Source organism: Pantoea sp. GW821-FHT03E06 (assembly GCF_059420725.1).
In genome coordinates this window covers 2,413,131-2,433,092 of the sequence record NZ_JBWKUG010000001.1, presented here as the reverse complement: position 1 = coordinate 2,433,092, position 19,962 = coordinate 2,413,131, and the positions used below count along the sequence as shown (strand labels likewise).

The 19,962-nt window shown below is 53.4% G+C and carries 17 protein-coding genes; 15 read left to right on the top strand and 2 right to left on the bottom strand.

Features of this window, described 5'->3' with window-relative positions:
- Positions 1-11 precede the first annotated feature (11 nt).
- The 5 genes from tcyJ (at position 12) to AC07WB_RS11325 (ending at position 5,084) form a co-directional block, all read left to right on the top strand.
- Entirely contained in the window at positions 12-812 is an 801-nt protein-coding gene (tcyJ, locus tag AC07WB_RS11345; protein WP_494940519.1) for a cystine ABC transporter substrate-binding protein, read from the top strand.
- Positions 812-1,480, top strand: coding sequence for a cystine ABC transporter permease (gene tcyL / locus AC07WB_RS11340; protein ID WP_064739084.1), 669 nt, complete (start codon positions 812-814; stop codon positions 1,478-1,480). The genes tcyJ and tcyL overlap by 1 nt, the downstream gene beginning before the upstream one ends.
- Positions 1,477-2,229 carry an L-cystine ABC transporter ATP-binding protein TcyN gene (gene tcyN / locus AC07WB_RS11335; protein ID WP_345829325.1) on the top strand — a complete coding sequence of 251 codons (753 nt, stop codon included), beginning with the start codon at positions 1,477-1,479 and terminating at the stop codon, positions 2,227-2,229. The genes tcyL and tcyN overlap by 4 nt, the downstream gene beginning before the upstream one ends.
- 236 nt (positions 2,230-2,465) lie before the next feature.
- Complete coding sequence (locus AC07WB_RS11330) at positions 2,466-3,551, top strand: acyltransferase family protein (protein ID WP_400456168.1); 1,086 nt, start codon at positions 2,466-2,468, stop codon at positions 3,549-3,551.
- A gap of 450 nt (positions 3,552-4,001) precedes the next feature.
- A complete protein-coding gene (locus tag AC07WB_RS11325) occupies positions 4,002-5,084 on the top strand; it encodes an acyltransferase family protein (protein WP_097096964.1) in 1,083 nt (360 codons plus the stop codon).
- A 67-nt stretch (positions 5,085-5,151) separates the two neighbouring features.
- Here the strand turns inward: AC07WB_RS11325 and putA are convergent, their stop codons facing one another.
- On the bottom strand, positions 5,152-9,096 hold the full coding sequence (gene putA / locus AC07WB_RS11320) for a trifunctional transcriptional regulator/proline dehydrogenase/L-glutamate gamma-semialdehyde dehydrogenase (protein ID WP_494940518.1): 3,945 nt from the start codon (positions 9,094-9,096) through the stop codon (positions 5,152-5,154).
- Between the two features lie 390 nt (positions 9,097-9,486).
- Between putA and putP the strand changes: the two genes are divergently transcribed.
- From putP to AC07WB_RS11270, 10 genes are all read left to right on the top strand, one after another.
- Positions 9,487-10,971, top strand: a complete 1,485-nt coding sequence (gene putP / locus AC07WB_RS11315; RefSeq protein ID WP_494940517.1) for a sodium/proline symporter PutP — start codon at positions 9,487-9,489, stop codon at positions 10,969-10,971.
- 317 nt (positions 10,972-11,288) lie between these two features.
- Positions 11,289-12,122: an iron uptake transporter permease EfeU gene (gene efeU, locus AC07WB_RS11310; protein ID WP_494941068.1), complete on the top strand. Its 834-nt coding sequence runs from the start codon at positions 11,289-11,291 to the stop codon at positions 12,120-12,122.
- Positions 12,123-12,177: 55 nt separating this feature from the next.
- The gene (gene efeO / locus AC07WB_RS11305) at positions 12,178-13,296 is read left to right on the top strand and encodes an iron uptake system protein EfeO (RefSeq protein WP_097096968.1); all 1,119 of its coding nucleotides are present in this window, start codon (positions 12,178-12,180) and stop codon (positions 13,294-13,296) included.
- Positions 13,297-13,298: 2 nt separating this feature from the next.
- Positions 13,299-14,576, top strand: coding sequence for an iron uptake transporter deferrochelatase/peroxidase subunit (gene efeB, locus AC07WB_RS11300; protein ID WP_494940516.1), 1,278 nt, complete (start codon positions 13,299-13,301; stop codon positions 14,574-14,576).
- Between the two features lie 296 nt (positions 14,577-14,872).
- Positions 14,873-15,076: a hypothetical protein gene (locus tag AC07WB_RS11295; protein ID WP_097096970.1), complete on the top strand. Its 204-nt coding sequence runs from the start codon at positions 14,873-14,875 to the stop codon at positions 15,074-15,076.
- A 72-nt stretch (positions 15,077-15,148) separates the two neighbouring features.
- The gene (phoH, locus tag AC07WB_RS11290; protein WP_008105319.1) at positions 15,149-15,937 is read left to right on the top strand and encodes a phosphate starvation-inducible protein PhoH; all 789 of its coding nucleotides are present in this window, start codon (positions 15,149-15,151) and stop codon (positions 15,935-15,937) included.
- Positions 15,938-16,119: 182 nt separating this feature from the next.
- A complete protein-coding gene (locus AC07WB_RS11285) occupies positions 16,120-16,695 on the top strand; it encodes a DUF308 domain-containing protein (RefSeq protein ID WP_494940515.1) in 576 nt (191 codons plus the stop codon).
- Between the two features lie 38 nt (positions 16,696-16,733).
- Positions 16,734-17,786 (top strand): catalase family peroxidase, encoded by a 1,053-nt coding sequence (locus AC07WB_RS11280; RefSeq protein WP_400456155.1) that lies wholly within the window; start codon positions 16,734-16,736, stop codon positions 17,784-17,786.
- On the top strand, positions 17,786-18,325 hold the full coding sequence (locus AC07WB_RS11275; protein ID WP_400456153.1) for a cytochrome b: 540 nt from the start codon (positions 17,786-17,788) through the stop codon (positions 18,323-18,325). Before AC07WB_RS11280 ends, AC07WB_RS11275 begins: the two co-directional genes overlap by 1 nt.
- 36 nt (positions 18,326-18,361) lie before the next feature.
- Complete coding sequence (locus AC07WB_RS11270; RefSeq protein WP_345829333.1) at positions 18,362-18,589, top strand: hypothetical protein; 228 nt, start codon at positions 18,362-18,364, stop codon at positions 18,587-18,589.
- Positions 18,590-18,688: 99 nt separating this feature from the next.
- Here AC07WB_RS11270 and AC07WB_RS11265 read toward each other — a convergent pair whose 3' ends face one another.
- On the bottom strand, positions 18,689-19,939 hold the full coding sequence (locus AC07WB_RS11265; protein WP_494941067.1) for a NupC/NupG family nucleoside CNT transporter: 1,251 nt from the start codon (positions 19,937-19,939) through the stop codon (positions 18,689-18,691).
- Between the last annotated feature and the right edge of the window lie 23 nt (positions 19,940-19,962).

Below are 19,962 nucleotides of genomic sequence, written 5' to 3'. Positions count from 1 at the left end.
ATGGGGTAAACATGACTTTCTCTCCAATTCGTCGCCAGATGGTGATGGGCATGATGGCGGTCGCGCTGGTGGCGGGCGTTAACGTCAAATCCTTCGCCGCAGAAGATCTGCTGGCAAAAGTAAAGAGTAAAGGCGAGCTGCGCGTCGGTCTGGAAGGCACCTATCCGCCGTTCAGCTTCCAAGATGAAAAAGGCCAGCTGACCGGCTTTGAAGTTGAGTTCGCGCAGGCGCTGGCACAGCACCTCGGCGTGAAAGCCGATCTGCGTCCGACCAAATGGGACGGCATGCTGGCGTCGCTGGACTCTAAGCGCATCGACGTGGTGATCAATCAGGTAACCATTTCTCCAGAGCGCAAGAAGAAGTATGACTTCTCTACGCCGTACACCATTTCTGGCGTGCAGGCGCTGACGCTGAAGCAATACGCGGCAGGCATCACCAAGCCGGACGATCTGTCAGGCAAGAAAGTCGGTGTCGGTCTGGGCTCTAACTACGAACAGTGGCTGCGTGACAACGTGAAAGGCGTGGATATCCGCACCTATGATGATGACCCAACCAAATATCAGGACCTGCGTTCAAAACGTATTGATGCCATTCTGGTGGATCGCTTAGCGGCGCTGGATTTGGTGAAGAAAACCGGCGATACCATGGCGGTAGCGGGGCCAGCCTTCTCCCGTCTGGAATCCGGCGTGGCGCTGCGCAAAGGCAACGACGATCTGCTGAAGGCAATCGACGCGGCCATCGCCGATATGCAGAAAGATGGCTCACTGAGCAAACTGTCTGAAAAATGGTTCGGCGCGGACGTCACTAAATAATGCAGGAAAGCTTACAACTGGTGCTGGATTCAGCACCATTTCTCTTAAAAGGCGCGCTGTTTACGCTGCAGCTGAGTATCGGCGGGATGTTCTTCGGCCTGATACTCGGCTTTGTGCTGGCGCTGATGCGTCTGTCGCACTTCTGGCCGATTAACTGGCTGGCGCGTATTTACGTGTCGATATTCCGTGGCACGCCGCTCATCGCCCAGCTGTTTATGATCTATTACGGTCTGCCGCAATTTGGTATCGAGCTGGACCCAATCCCCTCGGCGATGATTGGTTTGTCGCTGAATACCGCCGCCTATGCTTCTGAATCATTGCGTGGCGCAATTGCTGCGATTGAACGCGGGCAGTGGGAAGCCGCCGCCAGTATTGGTATGACGCCGTGGCAAACGCTGCGCCGCGTGATTCTGCCGCAGGCCGCGCGCACCGCGCTGCCGCCGCTGGGCAACAGCTTCATCAGCCTGGTGAAAGATACCTCGCTGGCCGCCACCATTCAGGTGCCGGAGCTGTTCCGTCAGGCGCAGCTGATCACCTCTCGTACGCTGGAAGTGTTCACCATGTATCTGGCGGCCTCGCTGATTTACTGGGTGATGGCAACCGTGCTGTCGGCATTGCAAAATCGCCTGGAAGCGCATGTGAATCGTCAGGATCGGGAGGGTAAATGAGTGCAATTGAAGTTCGTCAGCTGGTGAAACAGTTTCACGGCCAGACGGTGCTGCACGGTATCGATCTCGATGTGGCACCTGGTGAAGTGGTGGCGATTATTGGCCCGAGCGGTTCGGGTAAAACTACGCTGCTGCGCTGTATCAATCTGCTGGAAGTGCCGGAAAGCGGGCATATTAAAGTGGGTGATATCGCCATTGATGCGGCGCTCGGTCTCAACAAGCAGAAGCAGCTGGTGCGCCAGTTGCGGCAGCAGGTAGGATTTGTGTTCCAGAACTTCAATCTGTTCCCGCATCGCTCGGTGCTGGAGAACATCATTGAGGGGCCGGTGATCGTCAAAGGTGAGCCGAAAGCCGAAGCCGTTGCACGTGCGCGTGGTTTGCTGGAGAAAGTGGGATTGCACGGTAAGGAACAGAGCTTCCCGCGTCGTCTTTCCGGCGGACAGCAGCAGCGTGTGGCAATTGCCCGCGCGCTGGCGATGCGTCCGGAGGTGATTCTGTTTGATGAACCTACTTCGGCGCTTGATCCGGAACTGGTGGGGGAAGTGCTCAGCACCATCCGCGCGCTGGCGCAGGAGAAACGCACCATGGTGATCGTTACCCATGAGATGAGCTTCGCGCGTGACGTGGCGGATCGCGCCATCTTTATGGATCAGGGACGAATTGTAGAGCAGGGCGCAGCTAAAGCGCTGTTCAGCAATCCACAGCAGGCGCGTACCCGGCAATTTCTCGACAAATTTCTTAACCAATAATTTTAAGCGTCGTCAGCAATGGCGGCGCTTATCTGCAATTCGCTCGCCATAATGCCTCTCAGTTTTTTCCTAAAATATCTGCATGCTAATTTTATAATGTCATGATTTTTATGACGATATGGTTATTTAAGGGTTTTAAGTGTGCCTCTGTTTCCTGATTAGGAAAGTCCCGATTGAGACATCTTTGTAATTATAAATAATTCTTTACAAATTCATGGCGCAATTAGGACAAATTAATGAGTACTGCCAGGAAAGAGGTCCTTTGGATCAACACGCTGAAAGGAGGCTGTATTTTGATGGTGGTGCTGCATCACTCCATCATCACCACCTTCGCTCCCTCACTTCACCACCTGACAGCCGGACTGCTGCCTGCGCATTGGTGGGTGGCGTTCAATACCTATCTCTCACCGCTGCGCATGCCCGCTTTCTTCTTCGTTTCCGGTTTGCTTGCGGCCAGCTCCATTACTAAAAAAAGCTGGAAAGAGGTCTTCACCAAGAAGTTCAGCAACATCGTTTATCTCTATCTGCTGTGGGGCGTGATTCAGTGGCTCAGCATTCATTATATCTCCACCCATTTGGGGGAGCGGCTTTCCAGCACCAAAAACGCCGCCTACGCCGATACGCCGTTTGAGTTCATTAAGCTGCTGATGACCTCGATGACCAGCCTGTGGTATCTCTACGCGCTGGCCGGTTTCTTCCTGTTCACCAAGCTGTTCCACAAGCAGAAGATCGCGCTGCTGGCGTTAGGGGTGGTTGCCACTTATGCGGCGCAGTTCAGCCTGATTCCCGGCTGGGGCCCAGCCAGCGTGGCGCAGAACTACCTCTATTTCCTGATCGGGGTGTTCTTTAGCCAGGCATTAATTGAGATAAGCGAACTGAAGCGCCAGCACTGGCTGCTGCTGGGTGGCATTGCGCTGATTGGCATGCTGCATCATGTCGGCGGCATCTACAAAAACCCGTTCTACAGCGTGCTGACCATCGTGTTTGGCATCGTGCTGTGCCGCTTCCTGAACGAACGTTTCAATATGGCGTGGCTCAACTGGATTGGCCGCAACACGCTGCAAATCTACGTGCTGCATCGCATCTTTATTGAGCTATTAGGGCTGAGTGCGATTGCGCTGGCGCTGCATTACGGCTGGTTTGGTAATGCCGTCTTTAGCTGGGCTTGGGCACTGCTGATGCCGATTACCGGCGTTGCACTTTGTACCAGCATTTCGCTGCTGGTGTGGACGCTGCTCAACCGTGGTCCGGGCCGCATGCTGTTCCTTTATCCCCGCCTGCTGCGCAAACCGGTATTAGCAACGAAAAGTGAACCGCAGTAAAAATAATCCTGCCGGGCCAGTTCGCTGGTCCTCAATATGTTTTATCCCAGGTCGCCATGAATGGCGACCCTACAAGCACACTGCTAATATTCCTGCTTATCCATTTGCCACATTAAATATTCTTTTTTCCGGAATTTGATAATAATTTGGTATGCGATAGGGCGGATTGTTCTTAATTTCTTCTCATAATATTTTCTATACATCTTCTGGTTAATATTCTTTTAGTGACTCTAATTAAGGCAGATTTCCTTAGTGTGCTCAGGGTTCTATTTTTGTCTGGATCTGTAAAGTATTGTTATATCAGGACCACAAAAAAATATTTAAGACTTTCGCTACATCATGCCCGCTCGGCCTGTTGAATAATCATCTAATAATCATAAATGCTTCATCACTTATTAGAACCTATTTCCCCTTAAGACCTACACAGCAACAGCAGCGGGAGTCAATGATATGAATAACACCCAAAAAGAAGATATTGCATGGATAAATACGCTTAAAGGAGCATGCATATTGCTGGTGGTGTTGTATCACACCGTATTACCTGGCTTTGAAGGTACCGTTAAATTATTGTCGGCCGGCTGGATCCCGGCAGAAATATGGGTGCAGTTTAATACGGTGTTATCGCCGCTGCGTATGCCCGCCTTCTTTTTTGTCTCAGGCTTACTGGCAACCAACGGTATTTTAAATCGGCAGTGGAAACAAGTGTTTACCAGCCGCATCACCAATCTGTTTTATCTCTATATTTTATGGGGGTTTATTCAGTGGTGGTCGATTGTGGGAATTTCGACGGAAATCACCGGGCAACGTATTTCGCAGAACCTTAACGCGGCGTATGCCGGTTCGCTGCTGGAGTTCCTCAAGCTGACGTTCATGGCGATGAGCACCTCGTGGTATCTGTACGGCCTGGCGCTCTATTTTCTGTGCGCAAAAATATTTAAGCAGCAGAAAGTGGCGCTGCTGGTGGTGGCGATTGCTCTTAACTACCTGGCGGTGGAGAAGATTATCCCCTTCTGGGGACCCCAAAGCGTGGCGCAGTACTTCCTGTTCTTCCTGTTGGGCGCTTTCTGGAGTCCAATGATGCTGCGTATGAGCGAATGGCGTCGTGAAAACATCGTGCCGTGGGCTCTGCTGGCGGCATTGTCCGGTATTCACATGATCTTTGGCCTGGATAAGAGCCTGTTCATGTGTATTCTCGCGGTACTGGGTAGCGTAGCGGCGTGCCGCTGGTTGAATGCGCACTTCAAGATGAGCTACTTAAACTGGGTTGGGCGCAATACGCTGCAAATCTACGTAATACACCGCATCTTTATTGAGTTTTTCGGCATGTCAGCGATTCTGTTTGCCCAGCGTCATCACCTGTTCGAGCAGGCATGGTTCTCCATCCTGTGGGCCTGTTTCTATCCGCTGGCGATCGTAGGGATTTGTTCGCTGTGTTCAGTCGCGGTATGGCAGGTCACCAATCGTGGGTTGGGGCAGTCGCTGTTTGTATTCCCAACGCTGATAGGATTGAAGCGGAATAAGTCGGCGGCGTAAAAATGGGTCGCCATGAATGGCGACCCTACGTGTAGGGTGCGCATTGATGCGCACCTGGCTGTTATCATCAACCGATGGTCATCAAACTCGCATTACCGCCCGCGGCGGCGGTATTGACGCTCAATGAACGCTCAATCAACAAACGCTCCAGCAGCAGATTGGTTTCACCACGAGCAAAGCCCTGCACCGAAACAATCGCGCCCTCGCGTGCCGCCACCTGCTCACACAGGCTGCGCAGTTGATCGGCATCACCGTGATAAATCACGGCATCAAACTCGGCCGCCAGCACCTCCTTCACCAGCTTGATGTGCGCTTGTACCTCGACGGGCAATGATTTACGCCACGCACGATGCAGTTCATCATCCTGCCACAGCGCGTGACTGCCAACGCTGGTGACCGCCGCTAACTGCGTCAGCGCATCTTGCTCGTTATCGGCGATGCACAGCACATGTTCGCGCGGCAGCAGGGTGAAGGTATTGCGTTCACCGGTTGGACCCGGCAGCAGACGCACGGTACCCGCTTGCGCCAGTTCGTCGTAACGCTGGCACAGCGCCAGCAGTTCAGGTTTGTCTTTTGCCCACTGTTGCAGCGCCTGATGCGCGCGCATCAGTTCCGCGCGCACCGAACTGTCGACCGGACGTTCAGCATCCTGACGATCAAAGGTGATGCGTAGCGCGCCGTCTGGACGGTTGGCCAGTAGACGATAGAGATAGAGCGGGCCGCCAGCTTTCGGACCGGTGCCGGATAATCCTTCGCCGCCGAACGGCTGCACGCCCACGACCGCGCCCACCATATTGCGGTTCACGTAGAGGTTGCCGACCTTCGCGTTGGCCGTGACCTGGGCGATGGTTTCATCGATACGGGTGTGCACGCCGAGCGTCAGGCCGTAACCCGAGGCGTTAATCTGTTCGACCAGCTGCGGCAAGGCGTTTCGCGTGAAACGCACCACGTGCAGCACAGGACCAAACACTTCTTTATCCAGGTCGCCTACCTGATCCAGCTCAATCAGCGTGGGCTTAATAAAGGTGCCGCTGTTCCACTCTTTAGTGTCCTGCGGATTTTCCTGCGCCGCCTGATAAACCTTGAAGCCTTTACTGCGCAGCGCCTGAATATGGCGTTCGATATTGGCTTTCGCTTCGGCATCAATGACCGGACCAATGTCGGTTGATAAGCGCTCCGGGTTACCCATGCGGCACTCGGCCATCGCGCCACGCAGCATTTTCAGCGTGTGGTCGGCCACATCATCCTGGATGCACAACAGGCGCAGCGCCGAGCAACGTTGACCGGCGCTATCAAATGCCGAGGCAACGATATCTACCACTACCTGTTCGGTCAGCGCCGACGAATCGACGATCATGGCGTTCATGCCGCCGGTTTCAGCAATCAGCGGGGTTGGACGGCCTTGCGGATCGAGACGGCCTGCCAGATTGCGCTGCAGCAGCGTGGCGACGGCGGTTGAGCCGGTAAACATCACGCCGCGCACGCGCTCGTCGCCGGTGAGTTGCGCGCCAACGGTTTCGCCCTGGCCCGGCAGCAGTTGCAGCACGCCAGCAGGCACGCCGGCATCCAGCAGGATTTGCACCGCCTGTGCGGCAATCAACGGTGTTTGTTCGGCCGGTTTTGCCAGCACGCTGTTACCGGCAGCGAGCGCGGCGGCAATTTGTCCGGTGAAGATGGCCAGCGGGAAGTTCCACGGGCTGATGCACACTACCGGTCCGAGCGGTCGATGGGTTTCATTATCGAAATCATCGCGCACCATACCGGCGTAGTAGTAGAGGAAATCGACCGCTTCACGCACTTCGGCGATAGCGTTGTTGTAGGTTTTACCGGCTTCGCGCACCAGCAAACCAATCAGCTGTTGCATCTGGCCCTCCATCGCTTCGGCGGCACGCTCGAGAATGGCGGCGCGCTCCTGCGGTGGCGTGGCGAACCAGATGGGACCGGCATTCACCGCCGCATCCAGCGCATCCGACACTTCGGCTTCGCTGGCTTCTCGCACGCTGCCGACCACGTCCGCCGGTGCGGCAGGATTAAGCACCGGACGGCTAACGCCTGCACCTAATTCACCTGCCAGCAGCGGCTGCGCGATCCACGGCTGGCTGGCGCTGTTGAGCAGGGCGCTGGACAGCGATGCCAGGCGATGTTCGTTAGCCAGATCGAGACCCGCTGAGTTAACACGCTTCGCGCCATACAGATCGCGCGGCAGCGGAATTTTCGGATGCGGCAGACCGATCGCGCCTTCGGCAACGCCCATCTTCTCTACGGCGGCAACCGGATCGGCCACCAGCTCATCCAGCGGCAAGGTGTTATCGGCGATGCGGTTAACGAATGAGGTATTGGCCCCGTTTTCCAGCAGACGACGCACCAGATAGGCCAGCAGCGTTTCATGCGTACCCACCGGCGCGTAAATGCGGCACGGACGATTCAGTTTGCCGTCCGCCACTTTCCCCACCACCTGCTCATACAGCGGTTCACCCATGCCGTGCAGGCACTGGAATTCGTATTGGCCTGGATAGTAGTTATTACCTGCCAGCTGATAAATCGCCGCCAGCGTATGCGCGTTGTGAGTAGCAAACTGCGGATAGATCAGGTTTGGCACCGCCAGCAGTTTACGTGCGCACGCCAGATAGGAAATATCGGTGTAAACCTTGCGGGTGTAGACCGGATAGCCTTCCAGCCCATCAACCTGCGCGCGTTTAATTTCGCTATCCCAGTACGCGCCCTTCACCAGGCGGATCATCAAGCGGCGGCGACTGCGCTGTGCCAGGTCGATCAGCGCATCAATCACAAACGGGCAGCGTTTTTGATACGCCTGAATCACGAAGCCGATACCGTTCCAGCCTTCCAGTTCCGGCTCAAAACAGAGTTTCTCCAGCAGATCGAGCGATAGCTCCAGACGATCCGCCTCTTCGGCATCGATGTTGATACCGATGTCATAGGAGCGCGCCAGCAAGGTTAACGATTTGAGGATCGGATAGAGTTCGTCCATCACGCGCTCATACTGTGCGCGGCTGTAGCGCGGATGCAGTGCCGATAGCTTAATTGAGATGCCCGGGCCCTCATAAATACCGCGCCCGTTGGAGGCTTTGCCGATGGCGTGAATCGCCTGCTGGTACGACACCAGATAGGCTTTGGCATCGCTGGCAGTCAGCGCCGCTTCACCCAGCATGTCGTAGGAGTAGCGGAAGCCTTTCTCTTCCAGCTTGCGCGCATTGGCCAGCGCTTCAGCGATGGTTTCGCCGGTCACAAACTGCTCGCCCATCAGGCGCATCGCCATATCCACACCTTTGCGGATCAGCGGCTCGCCGCTCTTGCCGATGATGCGATTAAGTGAGCGCGACAAGTTGGCTTCGTTATGGGTGGACACCAGACGCCCGGTAAACAGCAGACCCCAGGTTGCCGCGTTGACAAACATCGACGGGCTGCGGCCAAGGTGTGATTGCCAGTTTCCGTTGCTGATTTTGTCGCGGATTAACGCATCGCGCGTCGGCTTGTCAGGGATGCGCAACAGCGCTTCTGCCAGGCACATCAGCGCCACGCCTTCCTGTGAGGAGAGGGAAAATTCCTGCAGCAGGCTTTGTACCATGCCCGCGCGACCGGTTGCCCCTTTCTGATGGCGCAGCTTGTCGGCGAGGCTGTAAGCCAGCTGATGCGTTTTCTCCGCCAGCGGAGCAGGGAGGCGCGCCTGTTCCAACAGCATCGGCACCGCATCGGTTTCCGGACGGCGCCATGCGGCGGTGATCGCGGAGCGGCTCACCGACTGCGGTAAAATATGTTCAGCGAAATCGAGGAAAGGCTGCAGCGCCTCTTCTGGCACGCCTTCATCAGCGGCGGCATCGATCAGCAGCTGGGGGATTTCTGGCACCGATTCACCAGCTTCCAGCTGCTCCAGATAGTTAAAAATCGCCTGCTTGATCAGCCAGTGTGATGTGCGGTCAAGCTTCTGTGCTGCCAGTTTAATGCGGTCGCGGGTGGCTTCATCCAGCTTCACGCCCATGGTGGTGGTTGCCATGCTTTCCTCGTCCTCGAATAGTGATTCAACGCTTGCGTGGCAGCAATATCACTCATGTTGCAACTTTGTGCAACCTATGTTGCTAGCAGGTCGTCATGAATGACGACCCTACATACAATGTCTGGCTTCGTAGGGTCGCCATTCATGGCGACTAGGGTGCAACCAGAGTGTGATCCGGTGCAACCTCCCGTCAGAAAAAACGCAGCATTAGTGTCATCATTGTGACGGCTGTGTTAAATGCATTGTGCCTACTGGCCCTTTGCGGCAGGATACCGCGCCTTAAGAGGAATCGCTTTCTCTGGATGCGGTGAAATCATGCTGCTGTCCCGTTCCGACAGCGCTGATTAACAAGATTTCTCTTGATGGATCAAATAATAAGTGGAGAGACAGATGAGTGTAAGTACACCGATGTTGGTGACCTTTGTAGTATATATCCTTGGGATGGTGTTAATCGGTTTCATCGCCTGGCGATCAACCAAAAGCTTCGATGATTATATTCTCGGTGGCCGCAGTTTAGGCAGCGTGGTAACCGCACTTTCGGCGGGCGCTTCCGATATGAGCGGCTGGTTATTGATGGGGCTGCCTGGCGCCATTTTCCTTTCCGGCATCTCGGAAAGCTGGATCGCCATCGGCTTGATCATTGGCGCCTGGCTGAACTGGCGCATCGTTGCCGGCCGCCTGCGCGTGCAGACCGAGCATCACGATAACGCCTTAACCTTGCCGGATTTCTTCTCCAGCCGTTTCGAGGATAACAGCAAGCTACTGCGCGTTATCTCGGCGCTGGTTATTCTGATCTTCTTCACGATTTATTGTGCTTCCGGCGTGGTGGCCGGTGCGCGTCTGTTCGAAAGTACCTTTGGGATGGATTACCAAACCGCGCTGTGGGCCGGTGCGGCGGCTACCATTCTGTATACGCTGGTGGGCGGTTTCCTCGCGGTGAGCTGGACCGATACCGTGCAGGCGAGCCTGATGATTTTCGCCCTGATTTTGACGCCGGTGATTGTGATTGTGGCGGTGGGCGGCCTGGATGATTCGCTGGCGGTGATCAGAGCAAAAAGCCTTGAAAACCTCGATATGCTGAAAGGCCTGAACGTTGTGGCGGTGATTTCCCTGCTCGGTTGGGGCCTCGGCTACTTTGGCCAGCCGCATATTCTGGCGCGCTTTATGGCGGCGGATTCACACCATACGATTCGGACGGCACGTCGCATTGGCATGATTTGGATGATTCTGTGCCTTGCCGGAGCCGTTGCCGTTGGCTTCTTCGGCATTGCCTATTTCCAGAACCATCCCGAGCATGCGGCGGGCGTAAGCCAAAACGGCGAGCGCGTATTTATCGAGCTGGCGCGCATTCTGTTTAACCCGTGGATCGCGGGCATTCTGCTGTCGGCGATTCTGGCAGCCGTTATGTCCACGCTGAGCTGCCAGCTGCTGGTGTGCTCCAGCGCCTTGACCGAAGATTTGTATAAAGGCTTCCTGCGCAAAAATGCCAGCCAGAAAGAGCTGGTGTGGGTAGGGCGTTTGATGGTGCTGGTGATTGCGTTGATCGCTATCGCGCTGGCGGCGAATCCAGAAAACCGCGTGCTTGGCCTGGTGAGCTACGCCTGGGCTGGCTTTGGGGCGGCGTTTGGGCCAGTGGTGCTGTTTGGCGTGTGCTGGAAGCGCATGACGCGCAACGGTGCGCTGGCTGGGATGGTGGTGGGTGCGCTGACCGTGCTGCTATGGAAAGATTATGGCTACACCGAGCTGTATGAAATCATCCCGGGCTTTGCCTTCGCCAGTATTGCGATTGTGGTGTTCAGCCTGCTGGGGCGAGCTCCATCTGAGGCCGCTCAGCAGCGCTTCGCCGCCGCAGAAGCGCAGTATCAAAGCAAATGATTTGTTAGGTCGCCATTGATGTCGACCAGGTGCGCATCAATGCGCACCCTACGAACACCGCATCGTTTCGTTGTAGGGTCGCCATTCATGGCGACCCGGTGCGCATCAATGCGCACCCTACGAATTCCGCATCGTTTCGTGGTAGGGTCGCCATTCATGGCGACCAGCCCAAATATTCCCCCTCTGCAAACCGCAAAAGCAAAATTAATTTCACGCGGTGACTTGTATTTTTCCCTTCGATAATGATAATCGATATCGTTCGCACTTTACGTATTTTTACCTAAGGTTTACCCTCCTTAACATTCAAGAGGTTGATGATGTTCGTCCCATTTCTCATCATGCTGCGCGAAGGTCTGGAAGCAGCGCTCATCGTCAGCCTGATTGCCAGCTATCTCAAACGCACCCAGCGCACACAATGGTTCCCGGCGATGTGGGCTGGCGTATTTATTGCTGCCGCGCTGTGTCTGGCACTCGGCATCTTTATCAATGAAACCACCGGCGAGTTTCCGCAGAAGCAGCAGGAGCTGTTCGAAGGCATTGTTGCGGTGGTTGCGGTGGTGATCCTGACATCGATGGTGTTCTGGATGCGCAAAGTGTCGCGCAATATCAAAGCCACGCTGGAAAAATCGGTTGATAACGCGCTGCAAAAACAGGGCGGCAGTGGCTTTCCGCTGGTGCTGATGGTGTTTCTGGCGGTGGCGCGTGAAGGGCTGGAATCCGTGTTCTTCCTGCTGGCCGCGTTCACGCAGGACGTAGGCTATGCGCCACCGATTGGCGCGGTACTCGGCCTCGCTACCGCGGTGGTGCTGGGCATGCTGCTTTACTACGGCGGCATTCGCCTCAATCTGGCGCACTTTTTCCGCTGGACCAGCCTGTTCATTCTGTTTGTTGCCGCAGGGCTTGCTGCGGGCGCTATCCGCGCTTTCCACGAAGCCGGTTTATGGAATCACTTCCAGGATGTGGCGTTTGATCTGAGCAATACGCTTTCGACGCACTCGGTATTCGGCACGTTATTGGAAGGTATTTTGGGCTATCAGGAAACGCCAAGCGTCAGCGAAGTGGCGGTGTGGCTTATCTATCTGATTCCGGCGCTGCTGCTGTTTGCCTTTCCGGCTCGCCCATCAATCACCACGGCTCGTACTACGCGCTGAATTTAAAATCAGGCGCGATTGCGCGCCTGTTCTTCCATGTAACAGGGATATCACTATGACGATTCGCTTCCGCCGCAAGGCGCTGTTGGTTGCTATGCTGGCGCTTTCCGGCGCCGCTTCTGCTGCTGCCGTCCCGCAAGTCACGGTTACCGTGACCGACAAGCAATGTGAGCCGATGTCGCTCAATGTGCAGGCGGGAAAAACCCAGTTCATCATCAAAAACAACAGCCAGAAAGCGCTGGAGTGGGAGATCCTGAAAGGGGTGATGGTGGTGGAAGAGCGTGAAAATATCGCGCCAGGCTTCAGCCAGAAACTCACCGCCAATCTGGAAGCGGGCGAATATGATATGACCTGCGGCCTACTCAGCAACCCGAAAGGCAAGCTGGTGGTCAGCGGTGATGCGAAGAAAGCAGCGACCGGCAAGCCAGACGTACTGGAGCTGGTGGGGCCTATCGCCGACTACAAAGTTTATGTAATGAATGAAGTGAAAGAGCTGGTGGCGGGCACCAAAGCGTTTACCGACGCGGTGAAAGCCGGCGATATCGAAAAAGCCAAAGCGCTGTTTGCGCCAACGCGCGTGCATTATGAGCGTATTGAACCCATCGCTGAGCTGTTCTCCGACCTAGATAGCAGCATCGATGCACGTGAAGACGACTTCGAGAAGAAAAACGAAGATCCAAAATTCACCGGCTTCCATCGCCTGGAAAAAATCCTCTTCGCGGATAACACCACCAAAGGGGCTGAACCCTTTGCCACCAAGCTGAACCAGGACGTGCTGGATCTGCAAACGCGCATCAGCGAACTGGCGTTCCCACCAGCGAAAGTGGTGGGCGGGGCGGCAGGCCTGATTGAAGAAGTGGCCTCCAGCAAGATCTCAGGCGAAGAAGACCGTTATAGCCGCACCGATCTCTCTGACTTCCAGGCCAACATTGATGGCGCGCAGAAAATTGTTGATCTGCTGCGTCCGCTGCTGCAGAAAAACAACCCGCAGCTGCTGGCAAAAGTGGATGCCAACTTCAAGAAAGTGGACGGCATTCTCAGCAAATACCGCAGTAAAGACGGTTTTGAATCGTACGAGAAACTGACCACCGCCGATCGTAATGCGCTGAAAGGCCCGATTACCACTCTGGCAGAAGATCTCTCCCTGCTGCGCGGAACCTTAGGTCTCGACTAATCATGACGCATAAAAATGACGCGGCGCAGCCGTCGCGTCGTCGCTTATTGCAGGGATTAGGCATGTTGGGCGGCGCGGCCGCCCTCGGCGGCGGCTGTCCGTTTCATACGGCAGCCGCCGACAGCTTTTCTCCCGGCACGGTTGCACCCAACGCGCGTCAGCAGGCGCAACCTTTTTACGGCGCGCATCAGGCGGGAATTGTGACGCCGCAGCAGGCGTCAATGATGCTGGTGGCGTTTGATGTGCTGGCCAGTGATAAGGCCGATCTTGAGCGGCTGTTTCGCTTACTCACCGAGCGCTTTGCGTTCCTGACGCAGGGCGGACCGGCACCGGTGGTGACCAACCCGCAGCTGCCGCCGATGGATTCAGGAATTCTCGGTGCTGATATCGCGCCTGACAATCTCACCATGACCTTGTCGGTTGGCGCGTCGCTGTTTGACGAGCGCTTCGGCTTGAGCGCGCATAAGCCCGCACAGCTGCAAACGATGACGCGCTTCCCTAATGATTCACTGGATGCAGAGCAGTGCCACGGCGATCTGTTGCTGCAAATCTGCGCTAACACCCAGGACACGGTGATCCATGCGCTGCGTGACATCATTAAGCGCACGCCCGATTTGCTGGCGGTGCGCTGGCGGCGTGATGGGTTCATCGCCGATCACGCGGCACGCAGCAACGGCAAGGAGACGCCGATCAACCTGTTGGGATTCAAAGACGGCACCGCTAATCCCGATACCCATAATCCGACGTTGATGAATCAGCTGTTGTGGGTGACTGACGAGCAGCAGGAACCGGCATGGACGCACGGCGGCAGCTATCAGGCGGTGCGCATCATTCGTTTCCACGTCGAGATGTGGGATCGTACGCCGCTTGGCGAGCAGCAAACTATTTTTGGTCGGGAGAAGTTATCCGGCGCGCCGCTCGGCATGAAAAACGAGCATGACGTACCGGATTACAGTAAAGATCCCGATGGTGATTTGATTGCGCTGGATGCGCATATCCGTCTCGCCAATCCGCGTACGCCGCAAACCGACAGCAGTTTAATGCTGCGGCGCGGTTACAGTTATTCCAGCGGCATTACCGGTTCAGGTCAGCTGGATATGGGCCTATTGTTTGTTTGCTATCAGCATGATTTAGCAAAAGGGTTCATTACCGTACAGCAGCGGCTTAATGGCGAAGCGCTGGAAGAATATATTCGCCCAATTGGCGGCGGCTACTTTTTCGCGCTGCCAGGCGTAGCGGATGAAAATCATTATCTGGCACAATCTTTACTGCAAGCCTGATTAATAAATGCACAATGCCTGCACGTCAGAATGCGCTGCAGGCTTTTTGTTACGCATTCCTTAAACTTTCCTCTGGTCGTAGCTGCTTCCGAATGTTCCTAAAAAGTTAGACTTATCCCCAATTAACCATCCCTTTGATAATTTTGAGAAATTTAATTTAAGATAAACGCGCTCAGGCTTCGCTTATCATTTTTTCTTTGCTGGGAAGTAAAATTACTGTTGCAAACTACCGCAAATATGATGCACTTTATTCATAAGCGTTGTCAGTTGTGTGGCTAAGCCACTGGAGTTCGCGCATGATTCGTCTCTCTCTGGGACAGTTAAATAGTTTCAATACACGCAGTACACTGCGGGGGATTTCTTCCCTCAAAAGCAACCTCTCTTCAATTAACACTTCGTTCTCGTTCAATCTCAGTTTTTTTACCGGTGCGCGCCTGCGTTTCGGCGCTGTTGCACACCATTCTCACTGGCTCAAAACGGCTTACAAGGAAGCCAAATAAACCTCTAAAGCGTTCAAGTCATCGCCGCGGGTGATCCGCCGTGATAAATGAAACCAACTGTAAGGTGCCACTATGGGAAGACAGAAAGCAGTGATCAAAGCACGTCGTGAAGCCAGACGCGTTATTCGTAGCGACTCTCGCAGTCACCGTCAGCGTGAAGAAGAATCGGTCACTTCGCTGGTGCAGATGGGTGGGTTGGATTCGATTGGCATGGCACGTGATGCACGTGACCGCGGGCCGATTGAAGCCAGAAATGAAGCTCAGGCACACTATCTCCATGCCATAGAAACGAAACAGCTTATTTTCGCCACCGGTGAAGCCGGCTGCGGAAAAACCTGGATTAGCGCAGCCAAAGCGGCTGAGGCCCTGATCAATAAGGATATCGAAAGGATTATTGTGACGCGCCCGGTTCTGCAGGCAGATGAAGATCTCGGTTTCCTCCCAGGAGATATTTCCGAGAAATTCGCGCCTTATTTCCGACCGGTATATGACGTTCTGGTTAAACGTCTCGGCGCTTCCTTTATGCAATACTGCCTGCGACCCGAAATCGCCAAGGTAGAGATCGCGCCCTTCGCATATATGCGCGGACGTACCTTTGAAAATGCTGTGGTGATCCTTGATGAGGCACAAAACGTCACCGCCGCACAGATGAAGATGTTCCTGACGCGCCTAGGTGAGAACGTGACGGTTATCGTCAACGGCGATATTACCCAGTGCGACCTGCCGTCCCATGCCAAATCTGGCCTCGCCGATGCGCTAGCGCGCTTCGAAGAGGATGAGATGATTGGCGTGGTACGTTTCGGCAAAGAGGATTGCGTCCGTTCAGCGCTGTGTCAACGCACGCTGCACGCTTACAGTTAACCGTTTGATTGAGAATGTAGTAGCAAAGTAAAACCCGGCGAAAGCCGGGTTTTTTTGTTTAACCTTCTGCGCTTTATCCGTTTCTTCAGCCATTGACAATAATTCTACCAACTAGTAGGTTGATTGTCATTAAGGCAGCCTTTCGCTCCTTTTTTAACAATCCATAATCGTCTGGAGTCACAATGCTTAAAGAACAGGCTGTTAATTCCGCTGTTGGCAATGAGCAATGGCTAAAACGCTATTACTTTATCCGCGCACTGTTTTCAATTATTTGGGTTGCGGCTGCATTTTCGCTGGGTCAGCACTCAGCAAAGGTGGGGGCAGTATTATTGGTTATCTATCCCCTTTGGGACGCCATTGCTAACGTCGTTGATGCGCAGCGCAGCGGCGGAATACGTCATAACCCGATCCACATGACAAATATTATTGTCAGCGGGCTGACAACCATTGCGGTTTACCTTGCGTTGTCCCACAGCATGAACTGGGTTATTGGCGTATTTGGCATCTGGGCTATTTTGTCAGGATTGCTGCAGCTGGGTGTCGCAGTAGGCCGCTGGAAAAATTATGGCGCACAGTGGACGATGATCCTTAGCGGCGCTCAATCAGCCCTGGCAGGCGGTTTTTTTATTGTGCAGGCACAAATGATCGTACCGCCATCGATAGTGAATATTGCCGGTTATTCCGCAGTGGGGGCCGCTTATTTTCTGATTTCTGCAGTGTGGTTAACGGTGAGTGATATTCGGCGAAAAAAAGTCTAAGCGATACTTTATTATTTATTGAGCAGCGTGAGAAAAACATGAAAACAGCTCCACTTTCTACTAACCAGAAAATGTTTCGTCTGGCTATTGTTGGTCTTATTCCACTTGTACTGGTACTGCTATTTTTATGGGCGGGCGGATGGCTGGCACCCAATCGACTGAGCGCAGATAAAATTATTGACGTGTTACAGAAATCTGGCGGAGAACATCCTGGATATCGCCGTAATCATGCCAAAGGGATTTGTGTTATTGGTCAATTTACATCTAATGGTAACGCTAGTGCATTTTCGCGTGCCCTGGTATTTACCGCTGGTAGCACGCCAGTTATCGGGCGATTTGCTATCGCAGGGGGCGTTCCTACTGTGCCGGATTATGCTGTTCCGGTGCGGAGTATGGCTTTACAGTTTCGACAGAAGAATGGCGAGGAGTGGCGCACGGGAATGAACGCCATGCCTTTCTTTCCGGTGGGGACCACTGAAGCATTCTATGAATTGCAAACGGCAACGCTGCCTGTTCCGGCCACCGGTAAACCCGATCCGGAAAAATTAAAGGCATTCGTTGGCAAGCACCCGGAAATAACGGCATTTTTCGGTTGGTTGAAGAAATATGTGCCTTCGTCCAGTTGGGCAAGCGATAGTTTTAATAGTCTGAATGCCTTCTTCCTGATTGATAAAGCGGGCAATAAGCATCTGGTTCGCTGGAGCATGGTGCCAGAAACCGCTTTTCAACCGATGAGCGATGAGAATAAAAAAGATAAGGATTTTCTGCAAAACGATATTGTTCAGCGACTGAAACAAGGCACGATAAAGTGGAATTTAATGATTACCCTGGCAAACCCTGAAGATAAGGGTAATGACTCAAGTAAAGTATGGCCATCCGATCGAAAAGTGATTAATGCAGGGACGCTGATATTGACGCAAGCCATTCCACAGGCGCAGGGACCCTGTAACGATATTAATTATGATCCGCTTATTTTACCGGACGGAATAGCCGCATCGGATGACCCAATACTGAATGCACGCTCATCCGCGTATGCCAAATCTTATAATTTGCGTACGCGTGAACAGTCACACCAGGCAGGAGCTCAATGATGAAACAAGTTGATTATTTCCATCCCGCTTTACGTGCGCTGCACTGGTTAATGGCTGCGGCGATTCTTGCCATGCTTTTTATTGGTGTTGCAATGGTCTCCACCGTTTCCTCGCTGCACGGCTTTCTGGTATCAATCCATAAACCCCTTGGCGTGATGATATTGTTATTAGTCGTGGTGCGCCTGTGGTTGCGATACGCTACCGCCAAACCAAACTTACCGGATACCTTGCCAGGCTGGCAGCGTCTTATGGCCCATATTTCACATGGGGTGCTCTATGTATTGATGCTGGCTCAACCGCTGATTGGCTGGGCCATGTTGTCCGCTGCGGGATATCCTGTGACTCTCGGTGCTGGAATCGTTTTACCGCCCATCCTGCCGATGAATAATGATGGGTATGCGCTGCTGCGTCCTCTTCATTCGATCGTCGCCTTGCTCTTATTCATTACCGTGATGCTGCACCTGGCCGCGGCGTTATTCCATGCGCTGATATTACGAGACGGTGTCTTCAGCAGCATGACAGGTAGCCGGAAGCGTTGAGGCATTTTGCCCATGAAGTTGAGATAAGGAGGCTATATGAATATTTATCCATTCGCGAGGGATAGAAAAGTTATTCCCTCAGACTGCAGTGGTGAAATGCGACCAAATATTGAAATTCAGCCTGAAGAGAGAATGAGAATAACACGTGAATTTGCGTTGGCATTTTCGAAGAAACTGCTTGAAGATAACGAGCTCAACGCCATTGCTCCCTTTGTTATCGATAAAATTGTGGTGATGCTGATAAACGAGTCCCGCCGCTTTTAAAATGTAATGCAGTGTATTCGTTATAAAATCGGTAGAAACGCCAGGCGTTGTTCTGCTCTATAAGATCTCATTGAACATCAGCCTGGCGCATTCCTTTACTTATGCAATACCAATGAAGAAGCCAGCAATGGTGGCGCTCATTAAGTTAGAGAGTGTGGCTGCGGCCAATGCTCGCATGCCAAGCTGAGCAATTTCTGCCGTCCGCTGTGGCGCGATGGCCGAGAATGCGCCAACCACAACGCCAATAGAACCAAAGTTGGCAAAGCCACACAGTGCGAAAGAGACAATTGCAATCGTTTTACTGTCTAATGCGCCAGGCGCGTGCAGATAGGGCGAAAAGCTGAGATAAGCCACAAACTCATTAATCGCAAGCTTTTGGCCAATCAGACTGCCAGCAAGCGATGCGTCATGCCAGTCAACTCCCATAACCCAGGCAAGCGGGGCCAGTAAATAGCCAAATATCCCTTCCAGACTTGCGTGCCCCTGGCCAAACAGCCCAGCAATGCCACCAATAATGCCATTGATAAGGGCGATAATCGCAACAAAAGCCATCACAACCGTAGCAACGCCTGCTGCAATCTTTAGTCCGGTTATTGCCCCGGTCGCCGCTGCTTCAATCACGCTTTTAGTCGGTGTTTCGCTGAAGGAGAGATTATCAAAAACAACCTGAGTCTCTTCCGTTGCTGGACTCAGAATGCGGGCAAAAAGAATGCCGCCGGGGATGGCCATCAACGATGCCGCAAGTAAATAATCAATTGGTACACCGAGCCCGGCATAGCCAATCATGGTTGATCCTGCAATTGAGGCCATGCCGCTACAAATAGCGGTAAACAGTTCATTGCGGTTCAGACGATTAATGAAGGGTTTAACGATCGCCGGAATCTCATTTTGACCAAGGAAAATGGTGGTAACGGCGACAAAAGACTCAATTTTACTGATATTGAGCGCTTTTTGGAAAATAGCTCCCAGTACCCGGATCGATAACTTCATCACGCCTATGTAATACAGCAAGCTCACTAATGCAGTCATAAAGATAATGGCGGGTAATACATGAAAGGCGAACACAAAACCGGCACCATTAAATACTCTGTCCATATCTGGTCCCGCTAATGCCCCAAATATGAATGTGCTGCCAGCATCACTGTAATTCATTATTTTATGTACGCCTGTGGCGACTTTCTCAGCCAGCCATTTGCCCGGAGGTAAATAAAGAATCGCTCCGCCAATGGCTATTTGTAAAAGGATTGCAGCACCTACCGTTCTTATACTGATTTTTCTTTTATTTACTGACAGCAAGTATGCAATGGCCAGTAATACCACCATACCCAAAAAACTTCTCATTATATTCATAATGATTATCTCGTCATAGTCGA